General features: G+C 42.3%; 13 protein-coding genes, 2 tRNA genes and 2 pseudogenes. 8 read left to right on the top strand and 9 right to left on the bottom strand.

Features of this window, described 5'->3' with window-relative positions:
- The first annotated feature begins 46 nt into the window (after positions 1–46).
- On the top strand, positions 47–1,282 hold the full coding sequence (locus FTU70_RS08500; RefSeq protein ID WP_004972751.1) for a multifunctional CCA addition/repair protein: 1,236 nt from the start codon (positions 47–49) through the stop codon (positions 1,280–1,282).
- A 170-nt stretch (positions 1,283–1,452) separates the two neighbouring features.
- On the opposite strand, the gene epmA is transcribed toward FTU70_RS08500, so the two are convergent.
- Positions 1,453–2,433, bottom strand: coding sequence for an EF-P lysine aminoacylase EpmA (gene epmA, locus FTU70_RS08495; RefSeq protein ID WP_096902381.1), 981 nt, complete (start codon positions 2,431–2,433; stop codon positions 1,453–1,455).
- Positions 2,430–3,497 carry a 4-phosphoerythronate dehydrogenase gene (locus FTU70_RS08490; RefSeq protein ID WP_180060447.1) on the bottom strand — a complete coding sequence of 356 codons (1,068 nt, stop codon included), beginning with the start codon at positions 3,495–3,497 and terminating at the stop codon, positions 2,430–2,432. The genes epmA and FTU70_RS08490 overlap by 4 nt, the downstream gene beginning before the upstream one ends.
- Positions 3,498–3,548: 51 nt before the next feature.
- On the opposite strand from FTU70_RS08490, the gene FTU70_RS14355 reads away from it, so the two are divergent.
- Positions 3,549–3,680 (top strand): hypothetical protein, encoded by a 132-nt coding sequence (locus tag FTU70_RS14355; protein WP_256732322.1) that lies wholly within the window; start codon positions 3,549–3,551, stop codon positions 3,678–3,680.
- A 26-nt stretch (positions 3,681–3,706) separates the two neighbouring features.
- Here FTU70_RS14355 and purL read toward each other — a convergent pair whose 3' ends face one another.
- From purL to FTU70_RS08470, 4 genes and pseudogenes are all read right to left on the bottom strand, one after another.
- On the bottom strand, positions 3,707–7,543 hold the full coding sequence (purL, locus tag FTU70_RS08485) for a phosphoribosylformylglycinamidine synthase (protein ID WP_179988931.1): 3,837 nt from the start codon (positions 7,541–7,543) through the stop codon (positions 3,707–3,709).
- A gap of 331 nt (positions 7,544–7,874) precedes the next feature.
- The gene (locus FTU70_RS08480) at positions 7,875–8,642 is read right to left on the bottom strand and encodes an OmpA family protein (protein ID WP_180060446.1); all 768 of its coding nucleotides are present in this window, start codon (positions 8,640–8,642) and stop codon (positions 7,875–7,877) included.
- A 2-nt stretch (positions 8,643–8,644) separates the two neighbouring features.
- Positions 8,645–9,604, bottom strand: a complete 960-nt coding sequence (tagF, locus tag FTU70_RS08475) for a type VI secretion system-associated protein TagF (RefSeq protein WP_180060465.1) — start codon at positions 9,602–9,604, stop codon at positions 8,645–8,647.
- Positions 9,605–9,641: 37 nt separating this feature from the next.
- Positions 9,642–12,461 (bottom strand): annotated as a pseudogene (locus FTU70_RS08470) (ImcF-related family protein); the annotation flags it as partial.
- Positions 12,462–12,562: 101 nt separating this feature from the next.
- On the opposite strand from FTU70_RS08470, the pseudogene FTU70_RS08460 reads away from it, so the two are divergent.
- A pseudogene (locus tag FTU70_RS08460) lies at positions 12,563–13,216 on the top strand (IS66-like element ISAba25 family transposase); the annotation flags it as partial.
- Between the two features lie 727 nt (positions 13,217–13,943).
- On the opposite strand, the gene FTU70_RS08455 reads toward FTU70_RS08460, so the two are convergent.
- Positions 13,944–14,033 (bottom strand) — tRNA-Ser (locus FTU70_RS08455).
- A 129-nt stretch (positions 14,034–14,162) separates the two neighbouring features.
- Positions 14,163–16,196, bottom strand: a complete 2,034-nt coding sequence (locus tag FTU70_RS08450) for an NADPH-dependent 2,4-dienoyl-CoA reductase (RefSeq protein WP_004972684.1) — start codon at positions 16,194–16,196, stop codon at positions 14,163–14,165.
- 611 nt (positions 16,197–16,807) lie between these two features.
- Here FTU70_RS08450 and argG point away from each other — a divergent pair.
- Complete coding sequence (gene argG, locus FTU70_RS08445; protein WP_004972682.1) at positions 16,808–18,151, top strand: argininosuccinate synthase; 1,344 nt, start codon at positions 16,808–16,810, stop codon at positions 18,149–18,151.
- A gap of 116 nt (positions 18,152–18,267) precedes the next feature.
- Here the strand turns inward: argG and FTU70_RS08440 are convergent, their stop codons facing one another.
- Positions 18,268–19,527 (bottom strand): GGDEF domain-containing protein, encoded by a 1,260-nt coding sequence (locus tag FTU70_RS08440; protein WP_180060445.1) that lies wholly within the window; start codon positions 19,525–19,527, stop codon positions 18,268–18,270.
- A gap of 197 nt (positions 19,528–19,724) precedes the next feature.
- Between FTU70_RS08440 and pyrC the strand changes: the two genes are divergently transcribed.
- The 4 genes from pyrC (at position 19,725) to FTU70_RS08420 (ending at position 22,004) form a co-directional block, all read left to right on the top strand.
- Positions 19,725–20,759: a dihydroorotase gene (gene pyrC / locus FTU70_RS08435; RefSeq protein ID WP_004972678.1), complete on the top strand. Its 1,035-nt coding sequence runs from the start codon at positions 19,725–19,727 to the stop codon at positions 20,757–20,759.
- Positions 20,744–21,406 carry a ribonuclease T gene (rnt, locus tag FTU70_RS08430; RefSeq protein WP_096902181.1) on the top strand — a complete coding sequence of 221 codons (663 nt, stop codon included), beginning with the start codon at positions 20,744–20,746 and terminating at the stop codon, positions 21,404–21,406. Before pyrC ends, rnt begins: the two co-directional genes overlap by 16 nt.
- A gap of 215 nt (positions 21,407–21,621) precedes the next feature.
- Positions 21,622–21,780: a hypothetical protein gene (locus FTU70_RS08425; protein ID WP_004972674.1), complete on the top strand. Its 159-nt coding sequence runs from the start codon at positions 21,622–21,624 to the stop codon at positions 21,778–21,780.
- A 148-nt stretch (positions 21,781–21,928) separates the two neighbouring features.
- Positions 21,929–22,004, top strand: a tRNA-Glu gene (locus FTU70_RS08420).
- Positions 22,005–22,027: the final 23 nt, after the last annotated feature.

The following is a 22,027-nucleotide window of genomic DNA, read 5'->3' as shown; positions in this document are numbered from 1 at the left end:
AACCTCTATTCTGTAGCATGATTGCTTGAAGAATAGAGGTTTTTTCATGCAAGTTTATTTAGTAGGCGGTGCAGTTCGAGATCACTTACTCGGGCATCCCTATCACGAAAAAGATTATGTTGTCGTTGGCGCAACGCCCGAACAACTTTTGGCTCAAGGCTTTCAACCTGTGGGCAAAGACTTCCCTGTTTTTCTTCATCCTGAAACCAAAGATGAATATGCACTTGCTCGCACTGAGCGCAAATCTGGACACGGTTATCACGGTTTTGAATTTCATACCGACCCAAGCGTGACCTTAGAAGAAGATTTAATCCGTCGTGATTTAACCATTAACGCCATGGCAATGGATAGTGATGGCAATGTCTACGACCCTTACGGTGGACAGCAAGATCTGTGCAATAAAGTGCTGCGCCATGTTTCCAATGCTTTTGTAGAAGACCCGTTACGGGTGCTGCGTATTGCTCGTTTTGCAGCACGTTATCATGCTTTAGGCTTTGTGGTTGCACCTGAAACCTTGTTATTAATGCAAGAGTTGGCAGAATCTGGTGAGTTACATGCGCTGACACCTGAACGCGTATGGAAAGAAACTTCACGTGCCTTAATGGAAGCACGTGCCGATGTTTATTTTGAAACATTGCGTGCCTGTGGTGCTTTAAAAGTTTTATTTCCTGAATTAGATGCTTTATTCGGTATTCCACAGCGTCCTGAATATCACCCTGAAATTGACAGTGGTGTGCACACCATGATGTCACTACAACAAGCCTGTCGTGCCAATTACTCACTCGATGTACGCTTTGCAGTGTTATTGCATGATTTAGGCAAGGCCTTGACCCCTGCCGATGAATTACCACGGCACATTATGCATGAAGAACGTGGGATTCGACCTGTAACGGAAGTGTGTGAACGCCTGCGCGTACCGACCAATACCAAACAACTTGCACTTGCTGTATGTAAAGAGCATTTAAAATGCCACCAAGCATTGAGCTTAAAGCCTGGCACGTTATGGCGCTTATTACAGCGTTTGGATGTCTTGCGTCGTCCTGAGCGTGTAGAAGCCTTTGTACAAGCCTGTGAATGTGACTCTCGTGGGCGTTTAGGTTTGGAAGATCGTGACTATCCGCAAGCGAGCTATATTTTGGAAGCGATTCAAGTGGTACGCAGCATTAAGGCGCAAGACTTACCTGCCGATGTCCAAGGCCCCGATATTGGTGAAATGCTGATTGAACGACGCATTAAAGCGATTGAGCAATTAAAGGCACGTCACTTGGCTGCTACTGCTTAGGCTATTTAAGTCTATAGAACGTCATTACATGCGTTCTTTGATCTATCATTCTTAACCTATTTAAGTCAGCCTAAATTTCTGATCGAAAAGCCGTAATCTTCTAAAATATAGAAGCTACGGCTTTTTAGCTCAAATAAATCCTTCTTGAAATAAGAAACTGTCTTTTGCTTTTAGGCAAGCTGCGCAGGAAAGCTAATCACTTGCTCTAAACGCATCTGCTCAGTTGCAATCATCAATAAGCGATCTATGCCCAAGGCGATACCTGAACATTCAGGCATGTTCGGCAACGCAGCCAATAAATATTCATCAATTGGCATCACATGTAAACCAAGTTGTGCGCGTTCTGCATTATCGGCTTCAAAACGAGAACGCAGCACAGTAGCATCAATCAATTCATCATAGGCATTGGCAAGCTCTAAACCTTCGATATATAGCTCAAAACGGGCTGCGACCAATTCCCCATCATCATCTGTTCTGGTTTTAGCCAAAGATGCTAATTCAGGTGGAAAATCGGTTAAAAATACAGGAGCATCAAAGCCCAAACTTGGTTCTACAAAATGTGAAAACAATAGGTCGATGTAGCCTAGACGGTCATCACCCAAATCCAGATGCAAACCCACACGATGACAGCAGTCTTTCAATTGTTGCAGACTTGCCTGTAAAGGATTTAAATCCAAACGATCCATAAATGCGTGTTTATAACTCAACACTGTTGGACGTACTTCGCCAAAGCGTTGTTTTAACGTCAGATTAAGTAAATCTGTCACCTCAAACATAAGCTCTTTCAGGCTAAATTCGGGACGATACCATTCCAACATGGTAAATTCGCTGTTGTGTTTACGTCCATGCTCATCATCACGAAAGACTTTGCAAATTTGATAAATAGCACCACTACCACTGGCCAATAAACGCTTCATGGCAAATTCAGGTGAGGTCTGTAAATAGTGCGTATGCAATTTGCCCTGCACATGGCGCTGTGCTTGCACTGAAGCCAAATGCACATCTGTCACTCCTGCCTGTGACAAAATTGGCGTTTCAACTTCAAGTACTTCACGTTCCGCAAAAAACTGGCGTATTTGTGCATACAATTGTGCACGTGCGCGCATGCTGTTTAAGTCGCAAGTTGGTTGATATTGGAGATTTGAACTCATGCTTGCGGGCCTCCGTGTGCTGCCCATTCACGACGCAGAGGATAGGTTTTTCTTAAATGATCAAAAGCCTGCTGCTCAACTTTGCCCGCTTTGACACAGGCACGTAAATTGGCATCATCCTGTGCAATATCATAAATTTGACTTAAATGTGCATGCAGACTATTTTTCAAATCTTGGGTTTTGAAATATTGCGCGCAGCTTGGCAATTGAGTTTCAAATTGTTTTGTGGCATCTAAACCAAAATTTTCACAAAAAGCCTGATAAATCATTTGTGTGCCGCGTGCCTTGCCTTCTAGGCTATACCCTGCAATATGCGGGGTTGCCAAAGCAAGCAAATCTAATAATTCTGCAGAGATTTCAGGTTCATATTCAAAAACATCTAATACCACTAAACGCTGAGTATGTTGAATATCCTGCATTAAAGCCGCTTCTTCTACCACTGGCCCACGCGCTGAATTAATCAGAATGGCTTGAGGCTTCATACATGCCAAACGCGCTGCATTAATTAAATGATGAGTAGGATGTTCACCAGTTTCTGTTAATGGCACATGAATGGAAATTGCATCTGCCTGTTGTAATAGTGCATCTAAGTCACATTGCTGCACATTGGACAACTGCACAAATGGATCGTATGCGATGACATCCCAACCTAATAATTGTGCCATTTTGACCAAGCGCGAGCCGACATTGCCCAGTCCAATAATGCCAAGTTTAAAGTTTTGATTGGCATGTAGTAATTCAGGCTCGAGATGAAGCAATGCGGTAATCACATACTCACTCACCGCCTGCGCATTACAACCTGCCGCATTTGACCATGCAATGCCCTGCTGCTCGATGGCTGGGATATCAAGGTGGTCTGTGCCAATGGTCGCGCTGCCAATAAATTGAAGCGCGGTCTGTTGAATCAATGCTGCATTCACTTGGGTGACGGAACGAACTAGCAGCGCATCAGCATCTTGCACATCTTGATGCGTTAGACGGCGTCCAGCCTTGTGCTCTATTTCTGCCAAATCTGCAAAGAAATAATCGGTATATGCCAGATTTTCATCTGCAATGATTTTCATAACGCCATCCCATGTGTGTTTGCTTGTTTATGATAGCTTGAGTTGTCTAGGATGACTATGATTGTTGAGATTAATGCAGAATTGTTGAACAGCAAGCCGACGATTCATTTAGGTGGAAACATGCACGTCTATATAAAAGTTGCATATTCACAGCAAAAAAATCAGCCACCCGAAGGTGGCTGACTGCTATAGATTAAGCGAGTGAAATCTTAACCAATAAATTTACGCGCATTGCGGAACATACGTAACCATGCACCATCTTCAGTCCATTCTTCAGGTTTCCAAGAATGTTGAAGCGCACGGAAATTACGTTCAGGGTGCGGCATCATAATTGTTGCACGACCATCTTTTGAAGTTACGCCTGAAATACCTTCTGGCGAACCATTCGGGTTCATTGGATAATGTTGAGTCGCATTTCCGTGGCTATCGACATAACGTAAAATCACTTGGTTACCTGCATTTAAGGCTGCCAAATTAGCTTCAGGTGCAACGACACGACCTTCGCCATGCGCCACCGCGATTGGTAAAATCGAGCCTTCCATATCTTGCAATAATACAGAGTTTGATTTTTCCACACGGACGTTAACGCTACGCGCTTCAAACACTTCTGAAGTATTGCGATGGAAACGTGGCCACGCTTCTGCACCTGGAATGAGTGGTGCTAATTGTGACAACATTTGACAACCGTTACAGATACCCAGTGAGAACGTTTCTTGACGGTTAAAGAATTTCTCAAACTGGTCGCGTAATTTCGGGTTGAACAAGACTGACTTCGCCCAGCCACCGCCAGCACCTAATACGTCACCGTAAGAGAAACCACCACACGCCACTAAGCCTTCAAAGTCGTCTAAATCGACACGCCCTGCAAGCAAGTCACTCATGTGTACGTCAACGGTGTTAAAGCCGACTTTGTCAAATGCTGCCGCCATTTCTACATGACCGTTTACGCCTTGTTCACGTAAAATCACCATGTTAGGACGACGTGTGTTGATGTATGGCGCTTCAACTGGCTCATTTAAGTCAAATGTCGGTTGAGCAATTAAGCCTTTGTGGTTTTTGTCTGTGATCAAAGCAAATTCTTGATCAGCAGTTTCTGAGTTGTCACGTAAACGCTGGATTTGGTGTGATACTTCACTCCAAGCCGCTTGCAAATCGGCACGTTCAAGCACCAAGCCATTTACAGCAAGTTGGTCTGTGCTATTAACTGTACCGACTACCGAAATCGCATCTTTCAAAGTAGATGCAGCAACTTCAGCAGCTAAGTTAGCCCAGTCTGCTTTAGAGATTTGTAGTACTGCACCAATTTCTTCAGCAAACAATGCCGCAACAGATTGATCTTCTAACGCCACACCTAAACGTGAAGCGAACATCATTTCTGTTACAGTTGCCAATAAACCACCATCACCAATGTCGTGATAAGCTTGAATCAAGCCACGGTTATTCCAGTCTTGTACCAAAGCAAAGAATGCTTTGAATTCGTCAAAGTTATCGACATCTGGTGTTACTGAACCAATAGCTTTATACACTTGCGCTAAAATTGAACCGCCTAAACGGAACTGACCTTTAGACAAGTCAATACGTACCAATACTGAATCGGTATTTTTCAATTCAGGGGTTAGTGTTTTACGTACATCGGTCACTGGTGCAAATGCAGTAATTACACCTGACATTGGTGAAGTTACAGATTTATCAACACCTTCGTCATTCCAAGTGGTACGCATAGACAATGAGTCTTTACCTACTGGAATTGCAATTCCTAGCGCAGGACACATTTCCATACCAATGGCTTTTACACCTTCAAACAAAGCTTGGTCTTCGCCTTTTTGACCTGCTGCTGCCATCCAGTTTGCAGATAATTTAATGTCGCTGATCTGGTCAATTTTGGCTGACATGATATTGGAAATAGATTCTGCCACTGCCAAACGCGCAGATGCTGCAGGGTTTAATAAAGCTACAGGTGGACGTTCACCCATCGCCATTGCTTCACCTGTAAAGCCTTGCAAGCTGGTAGTGGTTACTGCTGCATCTGCAACAGGCACCTGCCATGGGCCAACCAACTGATCACGTGCAACCATACCTGTAATTGAACGGTCACCAATCGTGATTAGGAATGATTTAGAAGCAACAGTTGGATTCTTGATGACACGGTAAATCGCATCTTTCAGATCAGTAACTTGAGCTGCATCAAAATCATCACCTTGACGCTCAATGCTTTCATAAGAACGGCTCATGCGTGGCGTACCACCTAACAAGACCTGCATTGGCATATCTACAGCTTTGTTATTGAACAGTGGATCTTCAACCGTTAAATGACGCGCTTCTGTCGCTTCACCCAATACTGCAAACGGACAACGCTCACGCGCACAGATTGATTCAAATAATTCTAAAGAACTTGGACGGATGGCCAATACATAACGCTCTTGCGCTTCGTTTGACCAAATTTCCATAGGCGACATGCCAGGTTCTAAAGATGGAATCTTACGCAAATCAAGCACTGCACCTAGTTCGTGATCATTTACCAACTCAGGCATTGCGTTCGAAATACCACCTGCACCCACGTCATGCACTGATACGATTGGGTTAGCATCTTCCAAACGCCAGCATGTATCAATCACTTCTTGGCAACGGCGTTCCATTTCTGGGTTTTCACGTTGTACTGAAGCGAAGTCAAGATTTTCACCCATGGTTCCGCTATCTACAGAAGATGCAGCGCCACCGCCTAAACCGATCAACATCGCAGGGCCGCCTAAAACGATTAATAAATCGCCTGGCTGAATTGGGTCTTTTTCGACATGGTCTGGACGAATGTTGCCGTAACCACCTGCAATCATGATTGGTTTATGGAAGCCTTTTACTTCACCATTCACGTTTTGCTCGAAAGTACGGAAGTAACCATTTAACGCAGGACGACCAAATTCGTTGTTAAACGCTGCACCGCCCAATGGGCCTTCAATCATAATTTGTAATGGCGATGCCATACGTGAAGGCTTGCCATAGTTTTCTTCCCAAGGCTGTTCAAAACCAGGAATATTTAAATTCGATACTGTAAAGCCTGTTAAACCTGCTTTTGGTTTACCACCACGACCTGTCGCGCCTTCATCACGGATTTCACCACCCGAACCTGTCGCAGCACCTGCAAATGGTGCAATTGCAGTTGGGTGGTTGTGTGTTTCCACTTTCATAAGAATGTGGGCAGCTTGGCTCTTATATTTATAAACGTAGTGACCTGTTGCAGCATCTTTTTTCGGATAGAAACGCTGCGTATCAAAACCAACAATCACCGAAGCGTTGTCTTTGTAAGCCGACAATACGTCTGTTGGTGATTCTTTATAAGTATTTTTGATCATTTGGAACAATGACAATGGCTGTACTTCGCCATCAATTGTCCATTCAGAACCAAAGATTTTGTGACGGCAGTGCTCAGAGTTGGCTTGTGCAAACATCATCAATTCAATGTCATGCGGATTACGGCCTAACTTGATAAATGCTTCGGTTAAATAATCAATTTCTTCATCAGACAAGGCAAAACCAAACTCACTGTTGGCTTTTACCAATGCCGCTTTGCCTTCACCCAAAATATCAATGCTATTTAAAGGTTTTGGTTCAGTTTCAACAAATAACGCTGCAGCATCGTTAATGTGGTTAAACACACTTTCGGTCATGCGGTCATGCAATACTTGTTTTACTTCGTTTGAAACGTCTGTAATACCTTTTAAGGTAAACAAAACACCGCGTTCTAGGCGGTGTACAGGCGTATTACAGTTGGCAAAAATATCGGTTGCTTTTGATGACCAAGGAGAAATTGTGCCCACACGTGGTGTCACTAAAATTTGAACTTCATCACTTGCAGCTTGGCGTAATTCAAAAGATGCACCATCGTTTAAAAGCTGTAAAGCAGATTGCTGTTGTTGCTCGTCGAGCGCTTGGTCAAATAAATAAACCCATTGGCTATCGAAAGATTGAACAGAACTCATTGACGCTAAACGGTTTAAGAGTTGAGTTTTCTTAAAAGATGAATGTGCAGGTGCACCGGCAACGATAAACATGCTGATTTTGGCTCCACGGGCTGATCTTTTGGACCATGCCACAATGTGACTTGAAGAGAGCGCATATTCTACTGTGAAATGCCATAATCAGCTAGATGGAAAATGGTTTTCTTGGCGCGTTTCGGCAGTAAAACTTCCGAATGTTGATTTAAAGCCTCTATTTCAGATCAATGTATTCAAGATTCGTGCTTTAAATTGCACAAAGCACTCTCACTGTGGAAATTACTGAATGATTGATGCTGTTTTTATTTTCTATGCCATCTGTTTACACACAGATGCTCTAAAGATCAGGACATGACGCTCAACTTCCGCCTTGCTCAATATCAACTAATCAAAGCACCTCAAATTCAATACGTCGATTTTTCTTACGTCCTTGTGGCGTTGTATTGTCTGCGACAGGCTGATTAGAACCTTGACCTTCGGTGCTTAAATGCGTTATCGCAATACCTTTATCGATCAAATAATTTTTTACCGCGCCTGCACGTGATTGGCTTAACACTATATTTTTATGCGCATCGCCCGAACTGTCTGTATGTCCAACAATTTTCACTTTTTTGGTGCCAACTTGCTTCAATGCCACAGCCATTTCATCCAGAATTTTTTGCCCTACGTCAGTCAAAATTGCACTGCCCGATTCAAACTCAACAATCCTGTTTTTGAGCGCAGCATCCAGCATTTTTTGTTCATACTGACTCCCCGAAAGCTGTGTGTTCAAACAATAAGGCTGCTGTACCAAAGCCTGAAAGTTTGCTGTCGTAGCTTGAATTTGATGAGCAGCACTCACCTTTCCTATCAAATCAATTTGAGTCCCTTTCACACGTAACTGCCCTTGCGAAATCTTTTTTAAATCCGCTGTAATCATACGCGAAACTGAGTCATCCCAACCATTCGGTGCAACAACTGCACGGACTTGAATTTTATCTAGTACCTGCGTTTCACCATACACAGCTTGCATTTTCGCCAAAATAGCTTGTTTACTTGCTTCGTTTGGCACCACACCTTCTATAACAATGGGCGCTGCATAGATCAAATGACTTTGGACTAAAAAACACAAGCCAATAAGTAGACTTACGCGAATACGTTTTTGATTATTTTTCATATTTATTTATCTAAAAAAGTTTGCCTAAACAGCTTCAAGGCTTGGTTAAGATTTAACTGCCGCTGACAAAGTAATTGTTCCAATGTTGCAAGACCTGCATTTTGTTCTAAATAAGCATCAATCCAAGTGGCTTGAATTAAAGAAACCCAATGTTCATCCTGCATATTTTGAATAAATAGATCGCGCAGCGTCATGACATCAGCCCCCTGAAAATCAATGATCAAAATGGGTGCCTCAAAATGTAGTATCCCCAGCAAAATTTCAGTATGATGCGCGCCTAAAAACCGCCCGATCATGCCCATCCAAAATGCTGCGATTTCAAAGCAATATCGCGGATGATTCAGCGGTAAAATCATCACTTTGTTTAAACGACGAGTGCCATTTTTGAGGACGGGTTGCAGTAAAAGTCCCAACCCAATCATACTCTGAGCCAAGTCATTGACACTGATTTTCATTAATTGTGCCAATGAATGCGTGCTGTGTTTTTCATAAAAGTCTTGGTATTCTTCTGCACTCAAAAGTTGAACCCTATTCGGCAATTGATTCAACAGTTCAAATGACATATTGGGATCACGGATATTGCTTAAGACCTGATTGCGTTGCAATAAATCAGTCCAAATAGCTTTGTAAAAAAACGGCACAAATAATAACTTTTGACTCGGCTGTTCGACCTCAAACAACTGCCCCAGTAGCATTGGAAATGCCCGCCCCGAGCTATCTTGGCTCGCCTTTAAATTAACAGCTAAAAACATTGGTTCTGCTGGATGGGCAATCAAAAAATCTAAAGCAGGCAAAGTTGCATAACGCTGTTTAAAATCTGCGCTCTGCATGGCATGTTCCAGTGCATTACTAATCCACTGATCGAGCTGCTGAATGAGTTCCGATTGCCCTTTAGACTTTATAAAATCACCACGGGCAGGTATTTTTCCATAATATAAAGGTACGGTTTTTACTGCTTGCATACCCACCACGCCTTTTGCCAAGTGTTATTTCTCTTGATCATTGCGGAACGCCTCCCACTTGTGCAGACATTGTAGTTTTAGACTGCGTAGCCGCTGTTTGTGCGGGACTCATTGCTGTCGTTTGTGCAGCAACCACAAGAAGTGCTTTGGTCGTGGTGACTTGATCGACCAACTGCAACCCCACATAACCACGACTTGAACCAATATTGCCCGAGCTATGTCCGCTAATGAGTCGGAAATTCACTTTTAAAGATAAAGATGGTTCCGTTTTACTGACCCAAGTCATTTCAAAGTGACCGTTTTGCTCTTTGCGCTGTGCAGCATCAATTAAACGGTTAATACCATATTCGCCCGGTGCTTCAAAAATAGTATGCGACTGACCGTTTAAATCGACTGCACTAATACGCACGCCGGGAATTGCGCCTGGATTGGGCCACACAAAGTTGACCCATTGTTGAATTCCATTTTCAAACTGCATTCGCTGACCATCAATATCGATGCTATACGATAAAAATTGTGGGTGCTGTAATGGATAAAATTGGAAATTGGATTGATTTGAAACAGCAGATGTTGCAGGCTGATCTAAACGTCCTGTTGCCATACCATGAATTGGCGCAACATATTGCGGAAATGCCATCACAAACTGAGGATTTAAATTTAAGCCTAAATCTTTCCATGTTTTTGAAGTTAAGACATAACCACGACGAATCAACAACGGATCTAAAGTGTCTTTGACAAAGCCAGCAATACTTCCTGTTTCACCAAAAATTTGTCCCATTTCCTGACTGGTTGCCTGTAAAGTCCCCCCTGAATGAAATGGATATTTCTGACCTAAATGTGTTGCAAACGGTTGATAGGCTTGAATACGCCATAATTTATTAATTTCATCTTGTGTCGGTACAATTAAACTTGCAAAAGATTGAGTTAGCGGTGTCATCAACAGTTTTTGTAATAATTGTTGGTCAGCCTCTTTTAAACCCACCATCATTTTTTCATCGACATATTTTTGCGTTGTATTAAAGACCGAGTTTTGATCATGGATGGTTTGTTTGAACAATGCCATTGCACTTGGTCCAATTTCCCCTGCCGTTTGAAGATCATTTAACTTGCTGCGCACCTGTGCAAGGTTGTTCATATACACATCAAACAGAGATTGATCCTGTAAATCGTCACGTTTACGCAGCAGTTGATAAAACATTTGGTATTCTTGAGAAATCGCACCTTGCGCTTTTAGAGCTGCCTGCGCTGCAGCTTTGTCATTAGATTGACGCAGCACTTTGTCTTTAAACCACGCCATAAATCCTTGTTCAGGCACAGCAAGTTCAGCTTGCACAATTGGATTATCCCAATTGGTTTCCACTGCAATACGTTGCAATAACTTGCGAATTGGCGAGTTTTGCGGCTCTCCCAACAGATCAAGCTGTTTCACTTGCTGATTGAACTGATCTGTTTTTGCATAATGGATGCCATTTAGAAATTTCTTCCATTCACTCACATATTCTTGCTGATACAAGCTCAGCAATTGTTTACGGATTTGTTCAGGACTTCCTGAAAAAGTTAGATCATCCGACTGATGACTATTGAGCACCCAATCTTTGCTGTCCGTTGGCTGATTGGCTACCTGATCAATGGCTTGTTCGACATATTCATTCCACGCCTGCTGCGTAAAAATACCAGGCAAAGCATGACTGCCTAAAACAATGCGACTGTGTTGCTCCCCCACAATTTGACTGACCGTAAGTGCAGGAAAACGTACTGCTGCACGCATTTTTATTTCGTTATATACCCGATCTCGTGCAGGCATTCCCTGAATGACCGACAACAGCACTTGACGAGTTTGATCGACCATTTGTGCATCGCTTTCCAGTACAGGAAAATCGTCCTGATGAGCGAGTGTCATGGCATAAGACAGGATTTTTTCTGCCTGCTGAATCATGTCCGTACGTGGCATTTCTCCACGATGGGCATCCAACCAAGTGCGCCAAAAACGTGAAATCTGATCACTTAAATGACTGCTCTCCCGATATTCAGGATTCGTCAGCATTAAATAAGCCTTTAACGCATTATAAGCATCTTGCGGATTTTGCACGGAAGGCTCTAAATATGGTTGAGTTTTCGCAACTTGCTGCGTTTTTGCATGTATATGATGCGCTTTGAGTGTTGCCGCATCTTGTTGGACACGCTGTAAGTATTGCGCGATATTTTGCTGGGTTGGCAACAATACAATCTGCTGAACGCCTTTTAGATATTCAACTTTGAGCTGTTCGCGTAACTTCTTGCCCTGATATAAGCCAAAACTGAACTTAAGTGGACGTTGTTCGGAAAACCCATCCAACTGTTGCAGACGTGCTTGTAAAATTAATAAGCTTTCGAGTTGTGTGGATAAAACCTGTCCAAAAGTTTTTTCCAGTCGTATAACTTGATCTAAGTCTGCCTGAACATCGGCAATGAGTTGTTGGTTATGACGATATGACCACACCCAAACACTGAGCAACAATCCAACACCAAGTAATGCAGCAGTAAACGCCATATATCGCTGACGTTTTTTCGCAGGATTAATATGTTGTTTCACCAAATGTTGATCACGCAAAATCACATTGGAAAACAAACCTTGTAAAAAATAACCATGATTTGGGGCAATCGAACTTTTTTCTTCGTCCTGAAAAGGGCTTGCAAGCTGCTGCAGTTGAAATTCTTGTGCAATACTTTCTGTCATCGGGCTTTCGATGCTGCATTCCTGTAAAGCACTGGTAAAATAAAAACCTCGAAAAACAGGTTGGAATTGATACGGATTATCTTCAAATAAAGTACCAATAAAACTTTTTAATGCTGGCTTTAAGGTTTTAAATTCCATCGGGTGAGAGTTATCGTTTGAAGGATAAAAAAAGAATAGGGATTCAGCCACAGGTTGAAACTTAATACGAGATCAAAGGGGTCAGTTTTAAATTGCCGTTGACAGAGTTCTTGAAAGGCTGGCAGGGCTATCTAGTCTGTGATGATTACAGTGGTTATAAAGCACGCTTCAAATCAGGCCAGGTCATTGAGGTGGGCTGCATGGCCCATGCACGTCGTAAATTCCATGAACTGCATGTGACCGGGAAAAGTCAGGTCGCTGAACAGGCATTAGTGCTGATTCAGAAACTGTATGCCATAGAAGCAGAACTCAGGAAAAAGACGGATGGTACAGCGGAAGACCGCCGCGAATACCGACAACAGCATAGCCAACCGGTGATGCAACAACTATATGAATGGCTCAACCAACATCATCTGACGGTGCCATCGAGTTCTCCCACCGCCAAGGCCATCAATTACACTCTGAAGCGTTGGCCAGCCTTAAGCCGTTATCTGGATGATGGCAATCTACCGATATGCAACAATTGGGTAGAGAATCAGATGCGTCCCTGGGCGTTGGGGCGCAAGAACTGGCTGTTTGCAGGTTCGCTGCGCAGTGGTCAGCGAGCGGCGAATATCATGACTTTAATCCAGTCAGCAAAGCTGAATGGCTTGGATCCGTATGCCTATTTAAGTGATGTGCTGAAAAGGCTGCCGACACATAAAGTGACCCAAATTGAAGAATTGCTGCCGCACCGCTGGAAACCTGAATCGAATTAAAAAAAGCTATGGGGTTCAGCGGATGCTTACTGTACTGAAAAGGCTGCCGACGCATAAAGCGACCCAAATAGAAGAATTACTGCCACATCGCTGGAAATCCAACTCAAATTAAAAAATAGGCATGGGGTTCAGCGGACGCTTACATTTAATTTTTCTAGCCCGTTGAAAAGCATTACAATTGATCGCCATTTGTTCAATATTTGAAGGAAGTACTTGTAATAACTGTTGAAAATGAATCATGATACGCCACGGTAGTTGTGTTTTGTGTTAGCGCATTAATAAATACAACCACCTTTTTTATTTTTCAAGCGATAATTATAATATATTTCAACAATTTAAGCCTTAAGTTGGCGCGTATGCCATCATGGGTCTTATGCACCTTGTTCTTCATATCATAAAATTTTTCATCGGTGCCATAGAGATCAATAGCCACATACTTCAAAAGCCCTTCCCAATTAAAAGAGTTATTTAAATATCGAAGACTTAGACCAGTACCCACAAATAAAACTGGGTGATTCTTGTAACTACTAACAAACTCAAAAATGTCCATAACTTAACTTCTAAATTGTTGTTCTGAAGATAAGCACATCTTATATATTAGAAACAATTCAAGCAATTTGATAATTAGTATTTCAAAATTAAATATTTTTTGCTTACTACAGGCTTACGTTGCATAACCCTAGAAACAACAAAGCCCTGAATATGTCAGGGCTAAGTCATTGATATTTGGCGGAAGCGGTGAGATTCGAACTCACGGAGGACTCGCGCCCTCGTCGGTTTTCAAGACCGGTGCATTAAACCGCTCTGCCACGCTTCCATGTGGGCCATGATACGAAGCTTTTGATTTGATGACAAGTAAAAAATACCACTCAAGCACTCAAGTGAATATTGTTTCACCAAATCAGCGCTAAAGTTCATCAAAACAACAGCATAGCCACCTCACTTTTTAAAGTTTAGCAGCCAATTCAGCCCCTTCACGAATCGCACGTTTTGCATCTAACTCTGCAGCAAGCTTTGCACCACCAATAATATGATAGTTAGCCAAAGTATTTTCATCTGCCGCAGGCATTAAATCTTTAACCGACTCCTGCCCTGCACAGACTACAATGCTATCTACACGTAACAATTGGTCTTGACCTGCCATTTCAATCCACAAGCCTTCATTGCTGATGGCTTTATATTGCACACCACGTAGCATACGCACCGCATGTTTTTTCAACTGTGCACGATGTACCCATCCTGAAGTTTTACCCAAACCTGCACCTAAAGCTGTCGTCTTACGTTGCAATAAATAAATTTCACGGACTGGGGGATGAACTTCTGGAGCAAGCATACCACCTTCAGTCACATAGTTAGGATTCGGATCGACTCCCCACTCACGCTGCCAATCTGCCAAAGGCTGCGGTTGTGGCTGATGTTCAGGTTTCAGTAAAAACTCCGACACATCAAAACCGATACCGCCTGCACCAATCACAGCGACTTTTTGTCCAACAGGTGCACCACGTAATACTTCTGCATAAGACAATACTTGCGGTGCATCGCTGCCTTCAATTTTTAAAGCACGTGGTACTACACCTGTTGCAATGACCACTTCATCAAAACCTTCACGTTCGAGTTGCTCGCGGTTGACTTTGGTATTTAAACGCAAATCGACCCCAGTTTTTTCAATTTGCACTTTAAAGTAGCGAATGGTTTCGTGAAATTCTTCTTTGCCCGGCACGACTTTTGCCAAGTTGAATTGACCGCCCACTTCGTTGCTGGCTTCAAATAAAGTCACATGGTGCCCACGACTAGCAGCAACTGTAGCAGCAGACATTCCCGCAACACCACCACCGACAACTGCAATACGCTTCGGTTGCTTGGTTTTTTCATAGACCAATTCAGTTTCATAGGCTGCACGCGGATTGACCAAACAAGTCGCACGCTGATTTTTAAAGGTATGATCTAAACACGCTTGGTTACAGGCAATACAGGTGTTAATTTCATTGACACGATTGGTCGCAGTTTTATTGACCCAAAACGCATCTGCCAACAATGGTCGTGCCATTTGAATCATATCAGCTTTACCCGCTGCCAATATTTCTTCTGCAGTATCAGGCATATTAATACGGTTGGATGCAATTACAGGAATCTCAACGTGTTTTTTCACTTCTGCGGTGTAATCAACAAAAGCTGCGCGTGGCACAGAAGTCACGATGGTTGGAATGCGCGCTTCATGCCAGCCAATCCCTGTATTGAGCAAGTTCACACCCGCATGCTCTAAGGCTTTGGCAACGGTAATCACTTCGTGCATGGTATTGCCATCGTGGACTAAATCCAGCATCGACAAGCGGAAGCAGATAATAAATTTTTCACCCACTTCGGCGCGAATGGCTTTGACTACTTCTAAAGCAAAACGCATACGGTTTTCAATCGTACCGCCCCATTGGTCTTCACGCTGATTCACATGACGGCTTAAAAACTGATTCAGTAAATAGCCTTCCGAACCCATAATTTCGACACCATCGTAGCCTGCCATTTTGGCTAAACTAGCTGTTTTCGCATAATCTTCAATGGTATTTAAAATTTGTCTTTCACTCATTTTACGTGGTTTAAATGGTGAAATTGGAGATTTAATCGGACTTGCAGACACCACAAATGGTTGATAACCATAGCGTCCTGAATGCAGAATTTGCATTAAAATTTTCGCACCATGCTTATGTACGGCATGTGTCACTAATCGATGTGGTGCAACATCGCCCAATGTATTCATAGTACCGCCCGCAGGCAATAACCAGCCTTGACGGTTAGGTGAAATACCACCTGTAATAATTAAACCCACGCCACCTTTGGCACGTTCGCCAAAATAAGCAGCCAGTTTTGGATAATTATAAAAACGATCTTCCAAACCCGTGTGCATTGAACCCATCACGACACGGTTTTTAATGGTGGTAAATCCTAAATGTAATGGTTTTAGAATATTTGCATAGCGAGTTGTCATGATGAGTCCTTATATAATGAGCTTTGCAACTTGTTGCATGAATACTTTAACCGATTTTTATAAACTGTTTATGACTCTAAAGTTCGACTGTGTGGCGCAAACGTCAATTTATAGGGTCTGTTGACACTTCTTCTATGTTTGCGACGTGAGAGATATATCTCGCAAGGTTTTTTAGCTGATATAAGGCATGAGGCAGGAAATTTAATCATTCTAAATGACTGACTCATAACGCAATAGCAGCAAAAAATATGCTTGTCCCCTTGCGCAGCAAACAAAGCAGTGCTTTGTTCTTGCTCATGTGGCTAAAACTTTCTCAGATTGCGTTATGAAACTTGGCAATAGACCCTAACTATTCTTGATATAAACTTGATATAAAACCGCCCAAAAGTAAAAGTGATTTTATTCTGCACCATCCCAATTGCAGGTTTTGATCTTCAACATCTATACCAAGTTTGCCATTTCTAAATGAAAATTTAAGCCTGAACCTGATTTTTTTATCAAATGCGCTTTTTTAACGAAAACAAGCATTTTAAAGAGTGCTATAATTTGCAGTTTAGAATTCTCCTTGGCCACCAAATGTGGTGCCTATTTTAAAAAAGTTAGGACTAGCAATGACTGATAATGCAACTATCTTGCAGAATGTACCAGTAGGCAAAAAAGTCGGTATCGCCTTTTCTGGTGGTCTAGATACTTCAGCTGCTTTATTGTGGATGAAGCAAAAAGGCGCTGAACCATATGCGTATACCGCAAACTTGGGTCAGCCAGATGAAGATGACTATGATGCCATTCCAAAGAAAGCCGAAGAATACGGTGCGGTAAAAGCAGTCTTGGTTGACTGCCGTATGCAGTTGGCTTTGGAAGGTATTGCTGCCATCCAATGTGGTGCATTCCATATCAGCACAGGCGGTATACCTTACTTTAACACCACCCCGCTTGGTCGTGCAGTAACAGGTACAATGCTAGTGACTGCCATGAAAGAAGATGACGTAAACATCTGGGGTGATGGTTCAACCTATAAAGGTAACGATATTGAGCGTTTCTATCGTTATGGTTTATTGACTAATCCTGCGCTTAAAATTTATAAGCCGTGGTTAGACCAAACCTTTATTGATGAATTAGGCGGTCGTGCGGAAATGTCACAATTCCTTATCGACAATGGTTTTGACTATAAAATGTCAAAAGAAAAAGCTTATTCAACTGACTCAAACATGCTAGGTGCAACACACGAAGCGAAAGACCTTGAGTACCTAGATGCTGGCATCAAAATCGTTGATCCAATCATGGGCGTGGCGTTCTGGAAAGATGACGTTGAAGTTAAAGCCGAAGAAGTGTCGGTTACCTTTGAAGAAGGTATGCCAGTTGCATTAAACGGTCAGCGTTTTGAAAACCCTGTTGAGTTGATTCTTGAAGCGAACCGTATTGGTGGTCGTCATGGTTTGGGGATGTCTGACCAAATCGAAAACCGTATTATTGAAGCAAAATCTCGCGGTATTTATGAAGCACCAGGCATGGCGTTATTGCACATTGCTTATGAGCGTTTGGTTACGGGTATTCACAACGAAGATACTATTGAACAATACCGCATTAACGGTTTACGTTTAGGTCGTTTATTGTATCAAGGTCGTTGGTTCGATTCTCAAGCGTTAATGTTACGTGAAACTGCGCAGCGTTGGGTGGCTAAAGCAATTACTGGTACAGTGACTTTAGAATTACGTCGTGGTAATGACTATACCATTATGAACACTGAATCTCCGAACCTCACTTATGAAGCTGAGCGTTTAACTATGGAGAAAGGTGATTCAATGTTTACGCCAATGGATCGTATTGGTCAGTTAACTATGCGTAACCTAGACATTACCGATACACGCGCTAAATTGGGTCTTTATACCAATTCTGGCTTATTGTCGATTGGTTCAGGTTCTGCAGTGCCACAATTGAAAGACAAAAACAAATAATCACTTGGTGATGATTTTGTGAAATCGAAAGCCGCTCAAATTGAGCGGCTTTTTTATGTTTGTTTAAACATGAGGACTAAACAATTCATACTAAATGAAAGCTGCAATAGAAAAATTTACAGCACTTCTTCCACCTGCAAAGTGTGGTAATAAATTTGATTACGTCCCAACTGTTTCGCACGGTACAAGGCTTGGTCTGCACGTTGTAAGAAATCGCTTTTAAAAATGTCCGCCTCACCTTTATAGACGGTAAAGCCCAAACTGATGGTGACATTACTGTCAACCAAAGATTGACTATGTGGAATCGCTAAACGCTCAACCGCTTTAAAAATATTGGAAGCCACAGCATACGCACCATGCGCATCGGTTTCTGGCAATAACACCACAAATTCTTCACCACCATAACGCGCAACAAAATCCATGTGACGAATTGAGTCTTTAATGGATTTGGCAATCGCTGAAATGACTTCATCTCCCTTTTGATGCCCATAATGATCGTTATATTTTTTAAAAAAATCGACATCGATAAAGAGTAAAGACAATGGCACTTCATCATGCCGTGCCTGTTCGAAATAGCTGTCCAGCATTTCATCAAAAGTACGTCTGTTGGATACTTTAGTCAGCGCGTCATGCTGACTTAAATGCAACAATTCTTCAGCATGAATACGGTTAATTTTTTCACTAAGTCGGGCTTGGTGCATGACCAAAAAAATCATCCGCTCACGGGTACACAGCATTTTACTGATTAAAAAACCCACTACCGTACTGCCAACCAACACCCGCCCCATCACCATCACATCAATTGGAATATACAAGGTTAATAGCATAATCATGGCAACCACAGCCGCCATTAACCCAGTCAGCAGCATGTGAAACGGCTTCACCCCCGTCAGTACAAAACCCATAATATAAATCATGCTGATGATCATCATGGCTTGGTGTCTAAACACTTCGGTATGCACCGTCATGGTCAGCCAGGTCATCGACACAATGGCCCAAAAAATCATAGCCATGGCGGCATAGGCATAATACGGGCGCAAAATTTTATAATGGGCAAAAAAGAACAGGGTCAGTAAGCAAAACGCGCCATTGACCAAGCCTAGTAAAGAGTGGATAAAATCGTGTTTAAAAGAATTACGATCAATAATCCAATAATCCCCAGTAATCATCAGCACGGTGATAATAAAGTAGATGAGTACGCCCGACCAAAAATATTGGTTAATGTTGTGCCGAGCTTGTTCAAGATGCTGTTGCCAAAACTCAACTTCCAGTTGTTTCGGAAAAACCTGCCCCGCACGTTTACGTTGACGTTTAATCAACTCTTCATTTTTTTCTTTGTCGTACTGTAGCTTGGCTAACTTATATTTGTATTCCATGGATGCTTTAAATTCCATTTAATCACGATTGTTGCACAGCAAAACTGTAACAACCTGAATATAATTTTTTTAGTGGTTTAAAAATAACACAATGTCGAAACAATTAATTCAGGCATTTCTATTTTTTATGGCTTTCGACGTTACCATTTTAACATTTATAGATTATCATCTGTTTTATTTTTCAGACTGGCAGCGCCTTGAATACGATTACTCTTATCCAGCCAGATGACTGGCATGCTCATTTACGTGATGGTTTAGCACTACAACGTACTGTTCCCGATCTTGCCAAGCAATTTTCACGCGCAATTTGTATGCCTAACCTTGTTCCACCAGTAAAAACGGTAGAAGAAGCGGAAGCGTATCGTGAACGCATCATGGCACACGTCCCTGAAGGTGTAAATTTTGATCCGCGTATGGTGTTGTATTTTACCGATCAAACCTCTCCCGAAGAAGTCAAGAAAATTAAAGCCTCTGCGCATGTGAATGCCATTAAACTTTACCCTGCTGGCGCGACCACCAATTCAGACAATGGGGTGAGCGACATTCGTAAAGTATATGCGGTGATTGAGCAACTTGAAGAACAACAAGTGCCATTATTACTGCACGGCGAAGTCACGCACAATCATGTCGATATTTTTGACCGTGAAAAACGTTTCTTAGATGAAGTGCTTTCACCATTATTACAACAATTTCCAAACTTAAAATTGGTGCTTGAACACATTACGACCTCTGAAGCAGCGCAATTTGTTTTAGAACAAGGCCGTAATGTCGCAGCAACCATTACCCCACAACATTTATTATTTAACCGTAATGATATGTTAGTAGGTGGCGTAAAACCGCATTTCTATTGTTTGCCTATTTTAAAGCGTCAAACCCATCAACAAACCTTATTAGAAGTCGCAACTAGCGGAAATCCTAAATTTTTCTTAGGGACAGATAGCGCACCGCACTCAAAAAATGCCAAAGAAAATGCATGTGGCTGTGCAGGCTGCTATAGTGCGCCTACGGCAATTGAGCTTTATGCACAAGCTTTTGATCAAGTTGGACGTATTGACCGCTTAGAAGGCTTTGCAAGCTTCTTTGGTGCAGATTTTTATGGTTTGCCGCGTAATACCAACACCATTACTTTGGTGAAAGAAGAGCAAATCATTCCAACCAGTTTAGACTACTTGGATGGTGAACAAATTATTCCGTTATATGCGGGTAAAACCATTCAATGGAGAAAAGTGTGACAGATACAACTTTGCCCGTGATGGGGCAACGTTTTCGTGGTTTTTTGCCTGTGGTGGTCGATGTGGAAACCGCAGGCTTTAATGCCCAAACCGATGCTTTGTTGGAAATTGCTGCCATTCCAATTATTTATGATGCGGATGGCAAATTTGTACCAGGTGAAGCGTATCATGCGCATATCAACCCGTTTGAAGGGGCAAATTTAGACCGTCGTTCGTTGGACTTTATTGGGATTGATCCTTTCAACCCTATGCGTATGGCTATGGCTGAAGATGAAAAAACCGCATTAAAACGGATTTTCAAATCAGTCAATGAAGTGCGTCGCCAACAGAATTGTACCCATGCCATTTTGGTCGGTCACAATGCGCATTTCGATTTAGGCTTTGTACAAGCAGCCATTGCCCGCACAGGCACGAAAAACCAAAACCCATTCCACAGCTTTTCAGTGTTTGATACAGTGACTTTAAGTGCGGTGATGTTTGGTCAAACGGTGCTGGCAAAATCATGCATTCAGGCAGGTATTGAGTTTGATGGCAAAGAAGCTCATTCAGCTTTATACGATACGCAAAAAACTGCAGAGCTGTTTTGTTTTATTCTAAATAAACTTGCGCCGCACATGGTAGAGAACTTACTCAACACAGATCAATAATACGATTTGTACTCGAACATTGAGATGTTTACAGGATGACAGACTGCGTTTGTCGTCCTGTTTTCTTTTTAGTGTTGTGGTTTTGATTCGTGCTTTTCAACCACAAGACTGAGCATCAAAATGATTTTTACTGCGAATCAGCTTTTATGCATGCAGTCTTTTGAGCTGGCTTTGGTTATAATGGCAATATTCCAATTTGTGTTATTGATTCTGCCATGTTGAAAAAAATTGTCTTGGTTTTGGTCATTCTCGCGCCTTCTGCGTTGTATCTTTATATTGTGAATCGTGAGCCTGCTCAACCTAAACCAAGCACTCAACCCGCAGCCACACAAACAACAACCACTGAAAAGCAATATCAAACCCCTGATCATTAAAATGATGCACCGTATTCAAATTTACATGCACTGATTTATTTTTAAAGATGTATTGTTTTTAAGCAAATTACAAATAGTGCGGCAGTTTTTTTAGATTCAGGTTTGACACTGTCGCTAAAAATTCATAATATACGCATCACCTCGCAACGTCCCTATCGTCTAGAGGCCTAGGACATCGCCCTTTCACGGCGGTAACCGGGGTTCAAATCCCCGTAGGGACGCCATTTATCGTGCTATACGATCATTT

It is taken from the genome of Acinetobacter sp. YH12135, from assembly GCF_013418565.1.
Taxonomy (GTDB): Bacteria; Pseudomonadota; Gammaproteobacteria; order Pseudomonadales; family Moraxellaceae; genus Acinetobacter; species Acinetobacter towneri.
This window is presented reverse-complemented; position numbering and strand designations above follow the sequence as displayed.